This is a genomic window from Limnohabitans sp. INBF003 (genome assembly GCF_055396645.1).
In genome coordinates this window covers 1,875,017-1,890,783 of the sequence record NZ_AP029222.1, presented here as the reverse complement: position 1 = coordinate 1,890,783, position 15,767 = coordinate 1,875,017, and the positions used below count along the sequence as shown (strand labels likewise).

Annotated in this window: 14 protein-coding genes and 3 tRNA genes; 6 read left to right on the top strand and 11 right to left on the bottom strand. The window is 54.3% G+C overall.

The features are described from left to right. Positions 1–88 precede the first annotated feature (88 nt). Positions 89–2,806, top strand: a complete 2,718-nt coding sequence (locus tag ACZ5VE_RS08610; RefSeq protein WP_464454777.1) for a DotA/TraY family protein — start codon at positions 89–91, stop codon at positions 2,804–2,806. A gap of 35 nt (positions 2,807–2,841) precedes the next feature. Here ACZ5VE_RS08610 and ACZ5VE_RS08605 read toward each other — a convergent pair whose 3' ends face one another. Both ACZ5VE_RS08605 and ACZ5VE_RS08600 read right to left on the bottom strand, forming a co-directional pair. Next, complete coding sequence (locus ACZ5VE_RS08605) at positions 2,842–3,231, bottom strand: hypothetical protein (protein ID WP_464454776.1); 390 nt, start codon at positions 3,229–3,231, stop codon at positions 2,842–2,844. A 551-nt stretch (positions 3,232–3,782) separates the two neighbouring features. Continuing rightward, a tRNA-Ile gene (locus ACZ5VE_RS08600) sits at positions 3,783–3,883 on the bottom strand. 44 nt (positions 3,884–3,927) lie between these two features. On the opposite strand from ACZ5VE_RS08600, the gene ACZ5VE_RS08595 reads away from it, so the two are divergent. Continuing rightward, on the top strand, positions 3,928–4,083 hold the full coding sequence (locus ACZ5VE_RS08595; protein WP_464454775.1) for a hypothetical protein: 156 nt from the start codon (positions 3,928–3,930) through the stop codon (positions 4,081–4,083). Positions 4,084–4,193: 110 nt separating this feature from the next. Here ACZ5VE_RS08595 and ACZ5VE_RS08590 read toward each other — a convergent pair whose 3' ends face one another. From ACZ5VE_RS08590 to ACZ5VE_RS08560, 7 genes are all read right to left on the bottom strand, one after another. Continuing rightward, complete coding sequence (locus tag ACZ5VE_RS08590) at positions 4,194–4,424, bottom strand: hypothetical protein (RefSeq protein WP_464454774.1); 231 nt, start codon at positions 4,422–4,424, stop codon at positions 4,194–4,196. Positions 4,425–4,445: 21 nt separating this feature from the next. After that, positions 4,446–4,546, bottom strand: a tRNA-Ile gene (locus ACZ5VE_RS08585). A 55-nt stretch (positions 4,547–4,601) separates the two neighbouring features. Further along, positions 4,602–5,792 carry a site-specific integrase gene (locus ACZ5VE_RS08580; protein WP_464454773.1) on the bottom strand — a complete coding sequence of 397 codons (1,191 nt, stop codon included), beginning with the start codon at positions 5,790–5,792 and terminating at the stop codon, positions 4,602–4,604. A 318-nt stretch (positions 5,793–6,110) separates the two neighbouring features. After that, a tRNA-Gly gene (locus tag ACZ5VE_RS08575) sits at positions 6,111–6,184 on the bottom strand. A gap of 13 nt (positions 6,185–6,197) precedes the next feature. Then, positions 6,198–7,676: an NAD-dependent succinate-semialdehyde dehydrogenase gene (locus ACZ5VE_RS08570; RefSeq protein ID WP_464457461.1), complete on the bottom strand. Its 1,479-nt coding sequence runs from the start codon at positions 7,674–7,676 to the stop codon at positions 6,198–6,200. 152 nt (positions 7,677–7,828) lie between these two features. After that, the gene (locus ACZ5VE_RS08565; RefSeq protein WP_464454772.1) at positions 7,829–8,299 is read right to left on the bottom strand and encodes a PIN domain-containing protein; all 471 of its coding nucleotides are present in this window, start codon (positions 8,297–8,299) and stop codon (positions 7,829–7,831) included. Beyond that, a complete protein-coding gene (locus tag ACZ5VE_RS08560; protein ID WP_464454771.1) occupies positions 8,286–8,513 on the bottom strand; it encodes a DUF6364 family protein in 228 nt (75 codons plus the stop codon). Before ACZ5VE_RS08560 ends, ACZ5VE_RS08565 begins: the two co-directional genes overlap by 14 nt. A 168-nt stretch (positions 8,514–8,681) precedes the next feature. Between ACZ5VE_RS08560 and alaS the strand changes: the two genes are divergently transcribed. From alaS to ACZ5VE_RS08545, 3 genes are all read left to right on the top strand, one after another. Beyond that, the gene (gene alaS, locus ACZ5VE_RS08555; RefSeq protein WP_464454770.1) at positions 8,682–11,336 is read left to right on the top strand and encodes an alanine--tRNA ligase; all 2,655 of its coding nucleotides are present in this window, start codon (positions 8,682–8,684) and stop codon (positions 11,334–11,336) included. A gap of 70 nt (positions 11,337–11,406) precedes the next feature. Continuing rightward, complete coding sequence (locus tag ACZ5VE_RS08550) at positions 11,407–12,042, top strand: TlpA family protein disulfide reductase (protein WP_464454769.1); 636 nt, start codon at positions 11,407–11,409, stop codon at positions 12,040–12,042. Between the two features lie 147 nt (positions 12,043–12,189). Beyond that, the gene (locus ACZ5VE_RS08545) at positions 12,190–13,305 is read left to right on the top strand and encodes a transglutaminase-like domain-containing protein (protein WP_464454768.1); all 1,116 of its coding nucleotides are present in this window, start codon (positions 12,190–12,192) and stop codon (positions 13,303–13,305) included. A 54-nt stretch (positions 13,306–13,359) separates the two neighbouring features. Here ACZ5VE_RS08545 and ACZ5VE_RS08540 read toward each other — a convergent pair whose 3' ends face one another. Continuing rightward, complete coding sequence (locus ACZ5VE_RS08540; protein ID WP_464454767.1) at positions 13,360–14,160, bottom strand: SDR family NAD(P)-dependent oxidoreductase; 801 nt, start codon at positions 14,158–14,160, stop codon at positions 13,360–13,362. Between the two features lie 64 nt (positions 14,161–14,224). Here ACZ5VE_RS08540 and ACZ5VE_RS08535 point away from each other — a divergent pair, with 64 nt between their 5' ends. Further along, a complete protein-coding gene (locus ACZ5VE_RS08535) occupies positions 14,225–14,869 on the top strand; it encodes a TetR/AcrR family transcriptional regulator (RefSeq protein WP_464454766.1) in 645 nt (214 codons plus the stop codon). Here ACZ5VE_RS08535 and ACZ5VE_RS08530 read toward each other — a convergent pair. Continuing rightward, the gene (locus tag ACZ5VE_RS08530) at positions 14,852–15,766 is read right to left on the bottom strand and encodes a pseudouridine synthase (protein ID WP_464454765.1); all 915 of its coding nucleotides are present in this window, start codon (positions 15,764–15,766) and stop codon (positions 14,852–14,854) included. The genes ACZ5VE_RS08535 and ACZ5VE_RS08530 overlap by 18 nt on opposite strands. Position 15,767: the final 1 nt, after the last annotated feature.

The window sequence follows — 15,767 nt, the reverse complement described above, 5'->3', positions numbered from 1 at the left end:
TTTTAATGTTTGAGTCAATGACTATTTACCCACTTGGGTTGACTTTGTGCACTTTATTTTAGATTATAAATAATCGATAGGGTTTTTTATGAAATATTTCAAACAATTTTTTCTATTATTTTTGGTGCTTGCAGTCTCGCCTGCCTTTGCTGCCGATCCATTTACGATTTCGCCGACTGATGTGTCCGTAAATGAATTACTAGTGAAATTATTTGAACCTCTGGTGAAAGGTGATTTGCAATCATCTAGCGCCCTTGGAACTATTATAGGACAGTTTAATGCTGTTATTATCATATTTGGAGGCGTTCTACTCGCTTATACGTTAGTAGCTGGCACAATGCAAACGGCCCATGACGGTGAAGTATTGGGTCGAAAATGGTCATCGATGTGGCTACCGCTAAGGATGTCTCTTGGTGTCTCCGCTTTAGTCCCACTAGGTAGTGGATATTGCGTTGCACAATATCTTGTAATGTGGATGGTTCTGCAAGGGGTTGGAGCAGCCAACTTACTCTGGTCATCTTTTGCCACAAGCGTACAACCAATGGCTCAAATGGCGTTGATACAAAATAATAGCTTAGCAAATGACGTGGCGGCGAATACTCTCCGTCAATCTATGTGCGTGGTAGTTATTAACACTGAAATTGCTAAAGCGAAAGCAGTCGCAGAAGCTAATGGCCAAACATATGAAGCCCCCTACCCAGATGTTGTAGTTCGCTTAAAAAGAGACGCCTCTATTGACCCAGCAACCGCCTTAGATCCTGGTGGAACAGGGGCAGGAGCAATTTCCAACGCTAGCGAACAAAATCGTTTAGATAAAGAAGCAAGTTGTGGCTATTACGAATTACCCTCAACATCACTTGATCAACCCAAAAGTATGATTTCACTTTTTGGCAGCTCCGATAACATCGTAAATTTTTCTAAGAGTATGACAAACATTCATATTCAGGAAATGGAGAATCTTCAAAACTCTATGAATTTGATTGCAAAAGGGATTTACAATGAACGCGAAAACGCGGGCTCTGGCTACAAAAATGATGTAGCTGCCAAAAAGTATTCAGAAGCAGTTAATTCATATAATACAAAAATAGCAGCTGCTGTTTCAGCAGCAACCAAATCCATTCCCTCTGATAATGAAGTCGCCAGGAATGCCACAAGAGATGGCTGGGCCATGGCTGGTTCTTTTTATTTAAAATATATCAAATTACAACAAGGTTTTGCCAACGAAATTGGCAAATATCCTACCGCTACGCCACCGAATGGTGATATCGCCCCAGTCTTTCAAAACAATGTGGCAAACTACAACGATGTCGTAGAAAAAATTTTAAGCAAGAGTCAATATACTGATGAGTTAGGGATTCAAACCGAAGCAAAAAATGCAATGAATGGAGAACGAGATAGCGCTTTTTCTGAAGAAACTTCGTGGGCAAAGAAAATGTTGAATAAAGTTACCCCAGATGGGATCTTTAAAAAAATGTTAGATGACACTTTCAACAAACATCGTTTATTTAGTTCCAGCTATTGGTTTGATATAGATGGCCAAAAAAACATTGTCTTAGCCATTGCCGATGCTGGGCATCGTTTACTGAACACAGCTATTGGTGCTAATTTAGGAATGGCTACCTTGGCCATAGTGGCACCTGGTTCCAGCATGACGGTTTTAGCCCCTATAATTCTTGGAATTTTTGGTGCGTTATTTGGTATTTCGGCTATTATGGCCTTTGTAATACCTTTAACGCCTTTTATTATTTGGTTTGGTGTCGTTATCGGATGGCTGGTGATGGTGATCGAATCAATTATCGCTGCCCCTTTATGGGTTGTCACACATCTTTACCCTGATGGGGATGGCATCGTGGGTAGAGCAGGCCAAGGCTATAGTTTAGTGTTGGCATTATTTTTGCGGCCACCTTTGGCTGTTTTGGGTCTTTTGTTTTCCATGGCTTTAATTAACCCCGTCGGGTTGCTTTTTGTTAAAAGTTATTGGTCGGTTTTTGCTATTTCTCAAGATGGCAGTAGCGGCCCAGTTATACACGTAATAAGCTTGACAATTTTTGCCGCGATTATTCTCTCTATAGTGAATCGAATATTTTCTTTAATTCATATTATCCCAGATCAGATTTTTAAATGGATGGGAGGTCCATCAGGCGATCTTGGCACATATGCTGGCGACCTCGCAAAAGGTTCCACAGGGGCTGCAGCGGCAACTGGCGGAGCAGTTGGTGCTATGGGTGGACAGGCCATTCAAGCTGCGCAAGGGTTCAAATCACTTCAAGCACAAAAGAAATCAGGCGAAGAAGAAAGACGTCAACGCGAATTATCTGAGCGTTCTGCAATGAAGAAAGCCTATTCAGAGGGTGCTGACTCTGCCCCCAATAAAATTCAGGCGCCTGAAGAGGCAGGCGTGAATGCTGCGAATAAAGAAGTGAATGGATTAGAAAACAGAGATTTTGAATCTGCTATGGATTCACTAGCAACTGGTAATGACTACGCATCAAAAAGTTATCAAAATGCTATGAAAAGCGGAAGGCACGAAGACGCGGGAGCACTTATTAAATCAAAAATGGCATCCAATGCGGGGTTTTCTGACTACGAAGGATACAAGCAAAATCTGGATGACAAAAAACAAGCCTCTTATCAATCATGGGCTGAAACTCAACCGAAGGGCACCGTGGTGGGTTCATACGGTTTAGCGCAACAAAAGATTGCCGCTTATGAAAAAGCCGCAGAAACTGGCGATTGGGGCTCTATTTCAGGGGTGTCTTCTCAATCAGCACCAAAACCATCGACCAGTGGAGATAATAACGGGTAAAGCCCATAAACTAAACCCGCCAATTGGCGGGTTTTTTATTTCTTATATTTGGGTTTGAGATTTCGTTTAACTCGTTCTTCGTCTTCTTTTTTATGAATATGCTCTTTTCTAGCCTCGTCATTTTTCCCGAATTGATGGGCTTCGTGGTTGGGGCAGGCTTTGATTTCTTCGCGGAGGGTGATGGCGAGGTCTTTCCAGGCTTCCATGGCGGACTGCCAGTCTGCGACGACTGCGTTAGCTTCTTCAAGTGCCGCTTCAGCTTGAGCAAGGCGAGCGGCCATTCCAGAATTTAGTTTTTTTGCTTTAGCAAGTTCTGCATCGCTGCTGTGGTTTTGTTGTTGTAATGCCGTGATGTGGCGCGTCTTTTCAATACCTGTTTCAAGTATGGCCGTATTGATTATTTTTTGATTGTAGGCGTCGTTCATGGTATTCTCCATATTTATAATATCAAATATCAATCATTTGAGCAAATTGCAATGTTGACAGGAATTTCATTTTAGGTAATATAAAGGTTGATTGCTGGCTCCAATCAATCTACCTATCGGCCAATGGCATCCAAATTAAAAATTTGGGTGCCATTTTTTATCTTGTTATATCGCCTTGCTGTGTTTTTTGCTTTGAAACGCCTGAAATTTGTTTGTCAAGTTTTGGGTGTTATTTTTAAGTCTTGACAAATTTATACCCAGATATTACTTCTAAAGTATGAAATATTTAAAATCTATCGTTTACCATCCATTTTTTCAAAAACCAGGTGTCGGTTTTTACTGGTGCTTTCTTTTCCATCTTTTGGCGTTGATTGTCGCCTTTAGATAATTAAGGTTTGAAAAAAATTGCACCCAAGGAGGCCAGCAGCCCAAGAAGGCTGGGTATTTTTACGTATAGTGGCTCATCGGAAATGAAATAAGAATATAGACATAACCATCCGCAAATTAAAAGCAATGCAATAATCATTAAATTTAACATGAATAAATCCTTGTGGTGGGGGTGGTGGGACTCGAACCCACACACTCTGGCTTATCTGGCCAGGGCTTTGGTCAGGTATAAGCTGACGTCTTTAACCAATTAAGCTACACCCCCCGAATGTGAATTCGGGAGGGTCATATACGTTCAATGAGGACGATATGAAAGCGTTTCATGGTTTGCGGGTGGCCAATGGCATCCAAATTAAAAATTTGGGTGCCATTTTTTATCTTGTTATATTGCCTTGCTGTGTTTTTGGCTTTGAAACGCCTGAAATTTGTTTGTCAAGTTTTCAGGCGTTATTTTTTAAGTCTTGACAAGGTTATATTTTAAGGCTATATTAAATTTATGAAAAAATTGATAAAGCTATATTTTCTTGAGATTAAAAACGAACCAGTACCTTACGTTCGGGTTTTGATGTGGGCATTTACTGTCGCCTTTCCACTTGCGGTTGCGAGGGAAATAATTCTTTTGATTCATCGGGTTTCTTAATGCTTATCCAGGCATAAGCAAATAATAAAAATCCAAAAACGATAAATACCCAATGGCTTTTTGAAATTTTATGAGAAATTCCAGATATCAAAAGACCAATCGAAATGGTGAGAAAAATAATCGCAAGGATATTTTGTTGTCCAACTAAATTTAAATGTTCAATCATATTTATTCGTATCCATCTTTTTGGTGGGGGTGGTGGGACTCGAACCCACACACTCTGGCTTATCTGGCCAGGGCTTTGGTCAGGTATAAGCTGACGTCTTTAACCAATTAAGCTACACCCCCCGAATGTGAATTCGGGAGGGTCATATACGTTCAATGAGGACGATATGAAAGCGTGTCATGGTTTGCGGGTCTTGGCCTTGCGTTGCTCTTGAACTTGCCAGCGCTGGTAGAACTTTGAAAAGGTCGGTTCTTCCAGTTGCAGGGCTTGTAGATCAAAAGTATACGTCAACTTAGACAGGGTGTCCGCCAGCGCTTTCAACCCCACGTCATGGGTGTATGTGTTGAAGTGAACGCCTTTGGCCTCGTCGGCATGGCCTGCGATCTGCATGACATGGGCAGGGTTTGCACCTGTGGCATGAAGTCGAGTGATCACCGTGTGCCTGAACGAATGGAACACTTTTCGGGGGCTGTTGATCCCCAAGTTGCCCAGCCATTTGGAGAAGTGCCGCCCGACGTTTTTGCCTTTGCCGTTGGGGCCGTCCACCAGATACGGGAACAGGTATTCCACGCCCAGCCCTTGAACGTGTTTGGCGTAGTCCATGAAGCCCATTGAAATCAGTTGGGGATGGATGGGCACCAGTCGGCGGGCGTTTTGATTCTTGCCGTCTTCGATTTGAATGGATGCGATCCCGTCCACGGTGTTCACGTTTGACGCTCTGAGGCTGGCGAGTTCTTCACGTCTTGCGCCCGTGAACAGTGCCACCAATGGAATCCAATAAAAATCAGGCTTGTTGAATTTTTTCAGGTAGCCCGTGCCAAAAATGGTTTTCAGCTCGTCATTGCTGAACGGCTCATAACTTTGGGTCTTGGCGGCAAGTTGGCTTTTTTTGCCGATGCGCAGGCCGTCCACGGGGCTTTTGTCGCTTGCTGTGTAGTGTCCATTGTTGATAGCCCACTTGAACAGGTCGTTCAGTTCACCGATGCGGCTGTTCACGCTGTTGGCTTTGATGCCTCGGCTCATTTCGTGGGTTTTCCACTGCACGCCCTCGGCCTTGGTGAACAAGTTGATTTCCAAGTCGCCCAGCAGGTCTTGAAAGTCCGCATAAGTGCGGGCTTTGTCTCGGCGTGTGTTTTCCTTGTTATCGAGCTTGCGTTCTTCGAGATACAAGGCCACCACCTCAGAGAACCTTTTTGAGCGGGTTAAAAGCCGTTTTTGTGCTTCGTTGGGGGGTAGGGTAGGCCTGCCCATGTTCATCGCTTCTTGAAGGCTTGGAAGTGTGCCGTGAAGTTGCTTATAGGCTTCGATGGCTTCCATCAGTCTGGCATGGTCTTCAGGGCCATCCGCTTTCATGATGCCTTTTGACATGTCGAATTCAAACCGATGTGAGACCTTTTCCAAGGCTTCCAACAGGGCGGGGGGCTTGTTGCGTGTCATGCGTTGTCGTTCAAAATTTTCATTGAACTTTAGCGCAAGCACTCGGGCCACATCAGGGTTTTTTGTGCCCAGGCTGTGCTGGGTTTCGTGGCGCTTACCTGACGCATCAAGACAAATAACGCGCAAGCAAAAAACACCGTGCCGATTCGTTTTTAGCCGTGGAACTTTGATCAAGTGGGACCCCAAAGTGGGACCCCAACACGCTGAGAGTGACTAAAAAACCGTTATAAATCAACAACTTACAAGACTTGGAGCGGGTGAAGGGAATCGAACCCTCGTTATTTGCTTGGGAAGCAAAAGTCCTACCATTAAACGACACCCGCGATGGGCTGTAGTTTACTTCAGGATGTCGCCCACACAGAGGTACTTGATTTCCACATAGTCGTCCATGCCGTGGCTGGAGCCTTCGCGGCCCAGGCCCGACTGCTTGACGCCGCCAAAGGGCACGTGCTCGGTGGCCAAAATGCCCACGTTGATGCCCACCATGCCGTATTCCAGCGCCTCGCTCACGCGGAAGATGCGGCCCACGTCGCGGCTGTAGAAGTAGCTGGCCAGGCCGAACTCGGTGTTGTTGGCCGCAAAGATGGCGTCTTGCTCGGTCTTGAACTTGAAAATCGGGGCGAAGGGGCCAAAGGTCTCTTCTTTGGCGCAGACCATGTCGGCATTTGCATCGGCGATCACGGTGGGCTCGAAGAACTGGCCATCCAGGCGTTTGCCGCCTGTGAGCACGCGTCCGCCCTTGGCGATGGCGTCTTTCACGTGGCGTTCCACCTTGTCAAGGGCCGAGGGTTCGATCAGTGGCCCCTGGTTCACACCGTCGGCAAAGCCGTTGCCCACTTTGGCGGTTTTGACTTTGGCAGCGAACTTGGTGGCGAACTCTTCGTACACCGACTCCTGCACATAAAAGCGGTTGGTGCACACGCAGGTCTGGCCCGCATTGCGGTATTTGCTGGCAAAAGCGCCCTCGACGGCACTGTCGATATCGGCGTCTTCAAACACGATGAAGGGCGCGTTGCCACCCAACTCCAGCGACATTTTTTTGACAGAAGGGGCCGATTGCGCCATCAGAATGCGGCCCACTTCGGTGGAGCCTGTGAAGCTGATGTGGCGCACCACGTCGCTGGCACACAGCACCTTGCCAATGGCAATGCTTTGCGGGCCGTCGGCGGTGACGATGTTGAGCACCCCGGCCGGGATGCCCGCACGGATGGCCAGCTCGGCCGCAGCTAAGGCCGTGAGCGGGGTTTGCTCGGCGGGTTTGATGACCACGGGGCAGCCAGCGGCCAGCGCTGGGGCCACTTTGCGGGTGATCATGGCCAGCGGAAAGTTCCAGGGCGTGATGGCCGCGCACACGCCAATGGGCTGCTTGAGCACCAGCAGGCGGCGGTTGTTGTCAAACTGCGGCAGGGTTTCGCCGTTGACGCGCTTGGCTTCTTCGGCAAACCATTCGACAAAGCTGGCGCCATAGGCCACTTCGCCACGCGACTCGGCCATCGGCTTGCCGTTTTCTGCGGTCATCAGCCGAGCCAGGTCTTCGGTGTTGGCGATCAACAGGTCAAACCACTTGCGCAAAATGATGCTGCGCTCTTTGGCTGTTTTGGCTTTCCAGGCGGGCCAAGCGGCATTGGCCGCCGCAATGGCGTTCTCGGCATCTGTCGCGCCCAAGTTGGCCACGTTCGCCAAGTGCAATCCCGTGGCCGGATCGGTCACTTCAAAACGCTGGCTGCCTGCTACCCATTGGCCATTGATCAGGGCGTCGGTCTTAAGCAAAGTGGGGTCGTTCAGCAGAGAGAGGGGGGATGTGGTCATGGTGATCAAGTCGGAAGAAAAAGACCCGGCAGCTCTTCGCTTGCCGGTTTAAACATGAGCATAGCGGGCAACAAGGCGGCTCTGTGTCGCGCATTTAACGTCTAGGGCTATGGCTGGTTGGCAGCCCATAAACCCTTTCATTGGCATCTTCGGTGCTGTCATCCAGTCGAAGCGAAAGGATTGACCAGCTTCACCCCGGCCAATATCTCCCCGGTGCCCATGTTCTCGGTGATCAACACCGAACACCCCGCAATGTGGGCACTGGCCACGATCAGGGCGTCCCAGTAGCTCAAAGCGTGTTTTTGGTGCAAATCCAGCGCCATATCGATGGTGTCCGGCGTCACGGCCGCGATGTCCAGTTGGCGGTAACAGTGCAGTTGTTCGCGGACGTGCACGTGCGGCAGGCCCAACTTGCGCAGACCGACCTGGATGTATTCATTGAGCACCTGAGTGGACAGCACACCCAAGCGCTCAAAACGCAGGTGGCGCAGCAAGTCGATGGCGATGCGCTGTTTGTGTGGCTCGTCGGTGCTGTCGGCGTAGACCAGTACGTTGGTGTCGATGAAGCAACGGGCTTTGGGCAGGGTCAACAACTGGCCCCAAGGCGGCGTCGGCTCAGCCGCGATCATGCAAGGCCTCACGGTCAAATTTGTAGCCCTGCAGGCGGCCGCCACCGCTCAAGCAGCGCTGCTCCCAAAGCTGCCATTCGGTGGCCTGCCGCTCTTGGCCTGCCAGCTGCTCCAGATAGTCGCGCACGGCTTGGTTCAGGCTTTTGCCCATCTTGCGGGCCGCCTCGCGAGCGGATTCGGCGATGCGTTCGTCGACTGACAGGGTGATGTTCATGGTTGGCCTTCCTCGGTGGTACGGGGTGGGCATGCGACGCGGAATGGCATATTTGCACATATTATGTGCGAATAGGCGCTTGCGCGCAAATTGGCCAAATCTCACAGCACATTCAGCCACAGGCGCCAAACTTATAATGCACGGTTGCACTTTGAGCGAAAACACCCCATGAGCCAACCCGTTATTTCCGTTGCCGATATCCGCAAGACCTTTCTGGACTTTTTCGAGTCCAAGGGCCATACCGTGGTGGCGTCCAGCCCCTTGGTGCCGGGCAACGACCCGACCCTGATGTTCACCAACTCGGGAATGGTCCAGTTCAAGGACGTGTTTTTGGGCTCTGACAAGCGCTCGTATGTGCGTGCGGCGTCCGTGCAGGCCTGCCTGCGCGCCGGTGGCAAGCACAACGACCTGGAAAACGTGGGCTACACCGCCCGCCACCACACCTTCTTCGAGATGCTGGGCAACTGGTCGTTTGGCGACTACTTCAAGCGCGAATCGCTGCAATGGGCCTGGGAGCTGCTGACAGAGGTCTACAAGCTGCCCGCCGACAAGCTGTATGCCACCGTCTACATGGAAGACGATGAAGCCTATGCCATTTGGGAGGGCATTTTTGTCAAAGCCGGTTGGACACCTGAGCGCATCAAGGACGAAAACCGCATCATCCGCATTGGCGACAACAAAGGCGGTCGCTACAAGTCCGACAACTTCTGGATGATGGCCGACACCGGCCCATGCGGCCCTTGCTCCGAAATCTTTTACGACCACGGTGCCCACATCCCCGGCGGCCCACCCGGCAGCCCAGAAGAAGACGGCGACCGTTTCATCGAAATCTGGAACAACGTGTTCATGCAGTTCAACATGGACGAAACCGGTGCCGTCACGCCGCTGCCCGCGCCTTGCGTGGACACCGGCATGGGCCTGGAGCGCCTGGCTGCAATCTTGCAGCACGTTCACAGCAACTACGAAATCGACATTTTTGATGCGCTGATCAAGGCCGCTGCCCGTGAAACCGGCTGCACCGACCTGAACAACAAATCGCTGCGCGTGATCGCCGACCACATCCGCGCCACCGCATTTTTGGTGAGCGATGGCGTGGTGCCCAGCAATGAAGGCCGTGGCTATGTGCAGCGCCGCATCGTGCGCCGTGCCATTCGCCATGGGTATTTGCTGGGCCAGAAAACCCCGTTTTTCCACAAGCTGGTGCCTGACCTCGTCAAGCTCATGGGCGCGGCTTACCCCAACATGGCCGATCAGGCCGACCGCATCACCGACATCCTTCGTGTCGAAGAAGAGCGTTTCTTTGAGACGCTGCAAAGCGGCATGCAAATTCTGGATGCGGCCCTCGAAGGTGGCGTGAAAGTGCTGCCTGGCGAAGTGGCGTTCAAGCTGCACGACACCTATGGTTTTCCGCTTGATTTGTCGGCCGATGTGTGCCGTGAGCGCAATCTGAGCGTGGATGAAGCGGGCTTTGCCGCCGCCATGGAAAAGCAAAAGGCCCAGGCTCGCGCAGCAGGCAAGTTCAAGATGGACAAGGCGCTGGACTACACCGGCGCTGGCAACGATTTTGTGGGCTACGACGACCTGACGGCCAACGCCAAAGTGCTGGCTTTGTACGCCGATGGCAACGCCGTCACCGAGCTGAAAGCCGGTCAGGCCGGTGTGGTTGTGCTGGACACGACACCGTTCTACGCCGAGTCGGGCGGTCAGGTCGGCGACCAGGGCATGGTCCACAACGCGGGCGGTCAGTTCAATGTGGCCGACACGCTCAAGATCAAGGCCGATGTGTTTGGCCACCATGGCGAAGTCAAATCCGGCAGCCTGAAAGTGGGCGACGCGGTGCAGGCGCATGTGGACTTGGGCCTACGCGCCGCCACCGTGCGCAACCACAGCGCCACCCACCTGATGCACAAGGCCTTGCGTGAAGTGCTGGGCAGTCATGTGCAGCAAAAGGGCAGCTTGGTGAACGCCGAGCGCACCCGTTTTGACTTTGCGCACAACGCCCCCGTGACCGATGCCGAAATCCGCCAGATTGAAGCCCAAGTCAACGCCGAAATTTTGGCCAACGCTGCGGCGCAAGCCCGCGTGATGGACATCGAAAGCGCCCAGAAGACCGGCGCGATGATGCTGTTTGGCGAGAAGTACGGCGAGACCGTCCGCGTGCTCGACATCGGTTCCAGCCGCGAACTGTGCGGTGGCACTCACGTCAAAGCCACAGGCGACATCGGCCTGTTCAAGATCGTGGGTGAGGGCGGTGTGGCCGCTGGCGTGCGCCGCATCGAAGCCGTGACCGGCGAGAACGCCTTGGCTTATCTGCAGTCGCTCGAAGACACCGTGACCCAAGCCGCAGGCGCGCTCAAGGCCCAGCCTGCTGAGCTGAACAACCGAATCGCCCAGGTGCTGGATCAGGTCAAGGCGCTCGAAAAAGAACTGGCTGCCGCCAAAGGCAAGCTGGCCTCGGCCCAGGGCGACGAGCTGTTGACCCAGGCGGTCGACGTCAAGGGCATCAAGCTCCTGGTGGCCCAGCTCGAAGGCGCAGACGCGAAGACCCTGCGCGACACCATGGACAAGCTCAAAGACAAGCTCAAGACCGCTGCCGTGATCGTGCTCACCGCCATCGATGGCGACAAGGTCCAGATCGCTGCCGGCGTGACCGCTGACAGCACGGGCAAAGTGAAGGCCGGTGAGCTGGCCAACTTTGTGGCTGGCCAAGTGGGCGGCAAAGGCGGCGGCAAGCCCGACATGGCCATGGCCGGTGGCACCAACGCAGCGGCACTGCCCGCAGCCATGGCCAGCGTGCAGGCCTGGGTGACCGAGCGGGTCTGATGCCGTCACTGGCGTCGCTGTGGGAGCGAGCCCCTGCTCGCGAAGGGTTCAACAGCTTCAGACGCTTGTGGTGAGCCACCCTTCGGCAGCAGGGGCTGCCTCCTACAAAATCCGCCGACCAAGGTGGGGCAACGCCAAGCCCTTTGCGCGATCGCTTTGGCAGGTCTTGCTTGCAGGCCTGTTGAGCTCAACGGCGCTTTCGGCCCACGCCCAGTTCGACAAAACCCCATGGCCCCGGTCGCAAGCCACGCCCAAGATCGATGTGGTGGACCTGACGGGCCAGCGCTGGACCAGCGCCGACCTCCAGGGCCGGGTGGTGGTGCTCAATTTCTGGGCCACCTGGTGCGGCCCTTGCAAAGAAGAAATGCCGTCTTTGCAAGCCCTGCACAACACCGATGCGCGCAAGCCGGTGGTGATCGGCATCAACATCAAGGAAGCCGCCAGCACGGTGCGGCGCTTTGTGGCGGCGCAGCATCTGGATTTTCCGGTGGTGCTGGACCCGCAAGGCGATTTGACGCGACAGTGGGGCGTGCGGATTTACCCGACCACCATCTTGATGGGCCCGGACGGCCGGGCGCGTTGGCGTGTGGTGGGCGAGGTGGACTGGCAAGGTCTTGAGGCGCAGGCCTGGTTGCAGGATGTGTCGGGCGCTGGGCGCACCCGCGCGCCTCAAGCTGTGCCAGCACAGCCCAGCAAAGCACGGTGAAGCCTGATCGGGGTTTTTGAGGCTCGGTGATAATCGCCGGGCCTTGCGTGCTTTGCGTCGGGCGACCTGCCTTCGGGGCATTGGCGGTTTTGCATGGCCGCCTTGTATGTGCCGACAGGTCTCACCCTCATTTCCGGAGTTCTTTCCATGACCACCGCTCGCCGCTCTTTGCTGCAAGGAGGCGCCGCTTTGGGTGCCCTGTTCGCAGCCCCCTCTTGGCTGCACGCCCAAACCACCGCACCGGCTGAACGCCGCTTTGCCCCCGAAGTCGGCACCTGGCGCACCTTTGATGTGACCACCCGGGTCGAGATCGCCGCCCCTGCCGGAGCCACCCGTGTCTGGTTGCCCGTGCCCAGCGTGGACACCTCCTGGCAGCATTCGCTGGACACACGTTTCAGCAGCAACGGCACAGCCCGCATGGGCAGTGACCTGGTCGAAGGGGCGCGCTTCGTTTACGCCGAATTTTCTGCGGGCATCACCCCGGTGATCGAAGTCACCAGCCGTGTGCAGACCCAAAACCGGGCCGCCGAGTTGACCGCTGGCCGCAGCTTTGTGGCCGAGAGCGCCGACACCTTGCGCCACTACACCCGCCCCACGCGCCTGCTGCCCACCGACGGCATCGTTCGCACAACCGCGTTGCAAGCCACCAAGTGGGCCAAAACCGACGAGCAAAAAGCCCGTGCGATTTACGACTGGGTGGTGACCAACGCTTTCCGTGACCCCAAGACCCGGGGTTGTGGCGAAGGTGACATCAAGACCATGCTGGAAACCGGCAATCTGGGTGGCAAATGCGCGGATTTGAATGCCTTGTTTGTGGGCCTGTGCCGCGCTGTGGGCTTGCCTGCACGCGATGTGTACGGCATCCGCCTGGCCCCTTCGGCCTTTGGCTACAAAGAGCTGTCAGGCAATCCAACCAGCCTCAAGGGTGCGCAGCACTGCCGCGCCGAGGTGTATTTGCAAGCCCATGGCTGGGTGGCGATGGACCCGGCCGATGTGGCCAAGGTCATGCGCCTGGAAACCGCCGACTGGATCAAAAAGACCGACCACCCTGTGGTGGCCCCGGTTTACAAGCACCTGTTTGGCGGCTGGGAAGGCAACTGGATGGCCTGGAACACCGCGCACGATGTGAGCCTGCCCGGTGCCAAAGGCGGCGTGGTGAACTTCTTGATGTACCCGGTGGCCGAAACCGCCGAAGGCCGTCTGGACTCTTACACGCCCGATGTCTTTAAGTACACGATCACGGCGACGGAAATCAAGGGCTGAAAATGAAAATCCCCCGCAGTGATAGCGGGGGATTTTTGTTGATCGGAACGAGGCTCAGGCTTTTTTGAGGGCCCGACCGATCATCATCTTGAACATGGCGCCGGCCAGTCCGCGTGACATGAGTCGGCTCATCATGAAGGCCATCACCTTGTTGCGAGGACCGGGCACGGCGTCCAGCCTGCGGCCCAGCGCGGCCAAGCCGCAAGCGGCCACATCATCCGGACGCATGATGCTCATGCCCATGGACGCGAAGTCGATGTCGGTGGCTGCGGCCATCGGTGTGTCGGTCGGGCCGGGCGAGAGCACGGACACATCCACGCCTTGGTCTTTCATCTCGAAGTGCAGCCCGGCAGCCAAGCCCATCACGTAAGACTTGGTGGCACCGTATTGCGCCATGAAGGGCTGCGGCATCCAACCCGACAGACTGGAAACGAACAGGATCGCACCTTGTCCGCGTTGCGCCATGCCTGCGCCAAAATGCCGCGCCAGCGTCATGGGCGCAACGACGTTCATTTGCAGCATTTGCTGGTGTCGCTCCAGCGGCGAATCTACAAAAAGCCCCATGGTTTCAATGGCCGCGCAGGGCACCAGCATGTCGATTTGCAAATCGCGGGTGGCTTCAAGCACCTGGTTCAGACCTTCCGGGGTCATCAGGTCGGCCGAAACGGTGCGAATCTCGACATGGCTTTGTTGACGCAGCTGTGCGGCTTGTGCTTCCAGATTCTGGGTGTTGCGGGCTACCATCACCACATTGAGGTCTTCTGCGGCCAGTTGCCGCACGATGGCGGCACCAATGCCCGAAGTGCCTCCGGTGACCAAGGCCCATTGGCCATAACGCTGTTTGAAGTTTTTCATGATCATTCCTTTTTTCTAACTGATCGGTTAGAAATTATAATCACAAAGAATTCAGGATAAAAAATTGGGACGTAACAAAAAGTACGAACGCGATGAGATCGCGAGAAAAGCCATGGCCCTTTTCTGGCGCGATGGTTTTCATGGCACCTCCACTCAGGCCTTGGTCGAGTCAATGGGCGTGAACCGCTTCAGCTTGTATGCCGAGTTCGGCAACAAGCAAAACCTGTACGAGGCAGCGCTCAATTTGTACGCTCAAGAGGTGGTGGACCAGCATTTCAGGGCGTTGGAGTCGGCTCAGGCTGGCTTGGCCCAGATTGAAGCCATGTTTGAAGGCTTTGCCGCGTCAGCCGGTGAGCCGGGCACAGAGCTGGGTTGCTTCATGTGCAATTGCGCGACAGAACGTGGTGCCGATGACCCCGGCAGTCAGTTGTTTGTGCACCAGCATGTGGCGCGCATCAGCGCTGCATTCACCCATGCGTTGGACCGTGCACGCCAAGATGGGAGCATCGTTCAAACAGTGGACACGGTGCAGGAAGGGCAATTTCTGGCCACCTTGTTGCTGGGGTTCTTTGTGCTGCTGCGTGCCAAGGTGGCGCCCTCTGTGGTGCAGGCTGCGGCCCGCACAGCGCAGGCGCATTTGCAGCAGCTCAAGTCCGAGGGCAATGACGGCTCGCCAGCATCAGCGCTTGTGTTACCCAAAGCGCAATGACAAATGGCTGGTGATTGAAAATTCACGACCCGTGACAGGATCGGTGAACGCAATACCCTGAGCCAGCAACTGCAAGGCCTGGCTGAAGTCGTCGGCCTCGTCCGGGCCGCGCAGCACGGTGGGGTAGAACTGGTCGCCCTCGATGGGCATGCCCAGCGACAGCATGTGCACCCGCAGCTGGTGGCGTTTGCCGGTCACTGGTTCCAGCTGGTACAGCGCCCGCTTGCCATCGGTTTTCAGCAGGCTGATGCGGGTTTCGCTGTTGGCTTGGCCGGGCACTTCTTGGGTTCTGAAAAACGGCTCGCCCGGCACCAGGCGGCTGCTGTGTTGCCTTGGCAAACTCAGGCTGGGCTGAAAGGCCGCTACGGCGTGGTAAGTCTTGTGAATCTGCTTGTCCCGAAACAGGGCGTGGTAGGCGTCGCGCTCTTGCAGCCGTTTGCCAAACAGCACCAAGCCCGCCGTTTCGCGGTCAATGCGGTGCAGCGGAACCAGATCGGCATAACCGGTTTGGCGCTTCAGTTGCACCAGCAGGCTTTGCTGCACATAAGGGCCGGACGGCGTGACCGGCATGAAATGGGGCTTGTCCGCGACCAGGAGGTGATCGTCCTCGTACAAGACCTGCGCTTGCATGGGCAGCCGGGGTTCGTTGGCCACGTTGCGGTAGTAATAAAAGCGTTGACCCGGCAGGCCCGCTTGGTCGGGCAGGGCGGCTTGGCCGTTTTCATGCAAGACCAGGCCTTGCTGCAAGCGCTGCGCCCATTCGCTGCGGGCAATGCCCGGCATGCGCGTGGCCAGAAAATCGAGCACGTTGGTGCAGCCTGTTGCTGGCACCGACACCACGCTGGCGCTCACGCCATCACGCATGGGCAACGCAGCGCCTTGGCCCGGTTGGGTCATG

Coding starts and splice junctions, on each gene's coding strand:
- ACZ5VE_RS08610 (WP_464454777.1), top strand. CDS start 89: ATGAAATATTTCAAACAATTTTTTCTATTATTTTTGGTGCTTGCAGTC.
- ACZ5VE_RS08605 (WP_464454776.1), bottom strand. CDS start 3,231: ATGAACGACGCCTACAATCAAAAAATAATCAATACGGCCATACTTGAA.
- ACZ5VE_RS08595 (WP_464454775.1), top strand. CDS start 3,928: ATGAAAGCGTTTCATGGTTTGCGGGTGGCCAATGGCATCCAAATTAAA.
- ACZ5VE_RS08590 (WP_464454774.1), bottom strand. CDS start 4,424: ATGATTGAACATTTAAATTTAGTTGGACAACAAAATATCCTTGCGATT.
- ACZ5VE_RS08580 (WP_464454773.1), bottom strand. CDS start 5,792: ATGTCAAAAGGCATCATGAAAGCGGATGGCCCTGAAGACCATGCCAGA.
- ACZ5VE_RS08565 (WP_464454772.1), bottom strand. CDS start 8,299: ATGATCGCGGCTGAGCCGACGCCGCCTTGGGGCCAGTTGTTGACCCTG.
- ACZ5VE_RS08560 (WP_464454771.1), bottom strand. CDS start 8,513: ATGAACATCACCCTGTCAGTCGACGAACGCATCGCCGAATCCGCTCGC.
- alaS (WP_464454770.1), top strand. CDS start 8,682: ATGAGCCAACCCGTTATTTCCGTTGCCGATATCCGCAAGACCTTTCTG.
- ACZ5VE_RS08545 (WP_464454768.1), top strand. CDS start 12,190: ATGACCACCGCTCGCCGCTCTTTGCTGCAAGGAGGCGCCGCTTTGGGT.
- ACZ5VE_RS08540 (WP_464454767.1), bottom strand. CDS start 14,160: ATGAAAAACTTCAAACAGCGTTATGGCCAATGGGCCTTGGTCACCGGA.
- ACZ5VE_RS08530 (WP_464454765.1), bottom strand. CDS start 15,766: ATGACCCAACCGGGCCAAGGCGCTGCGTTGCCCATGCGTGATGGCGTG.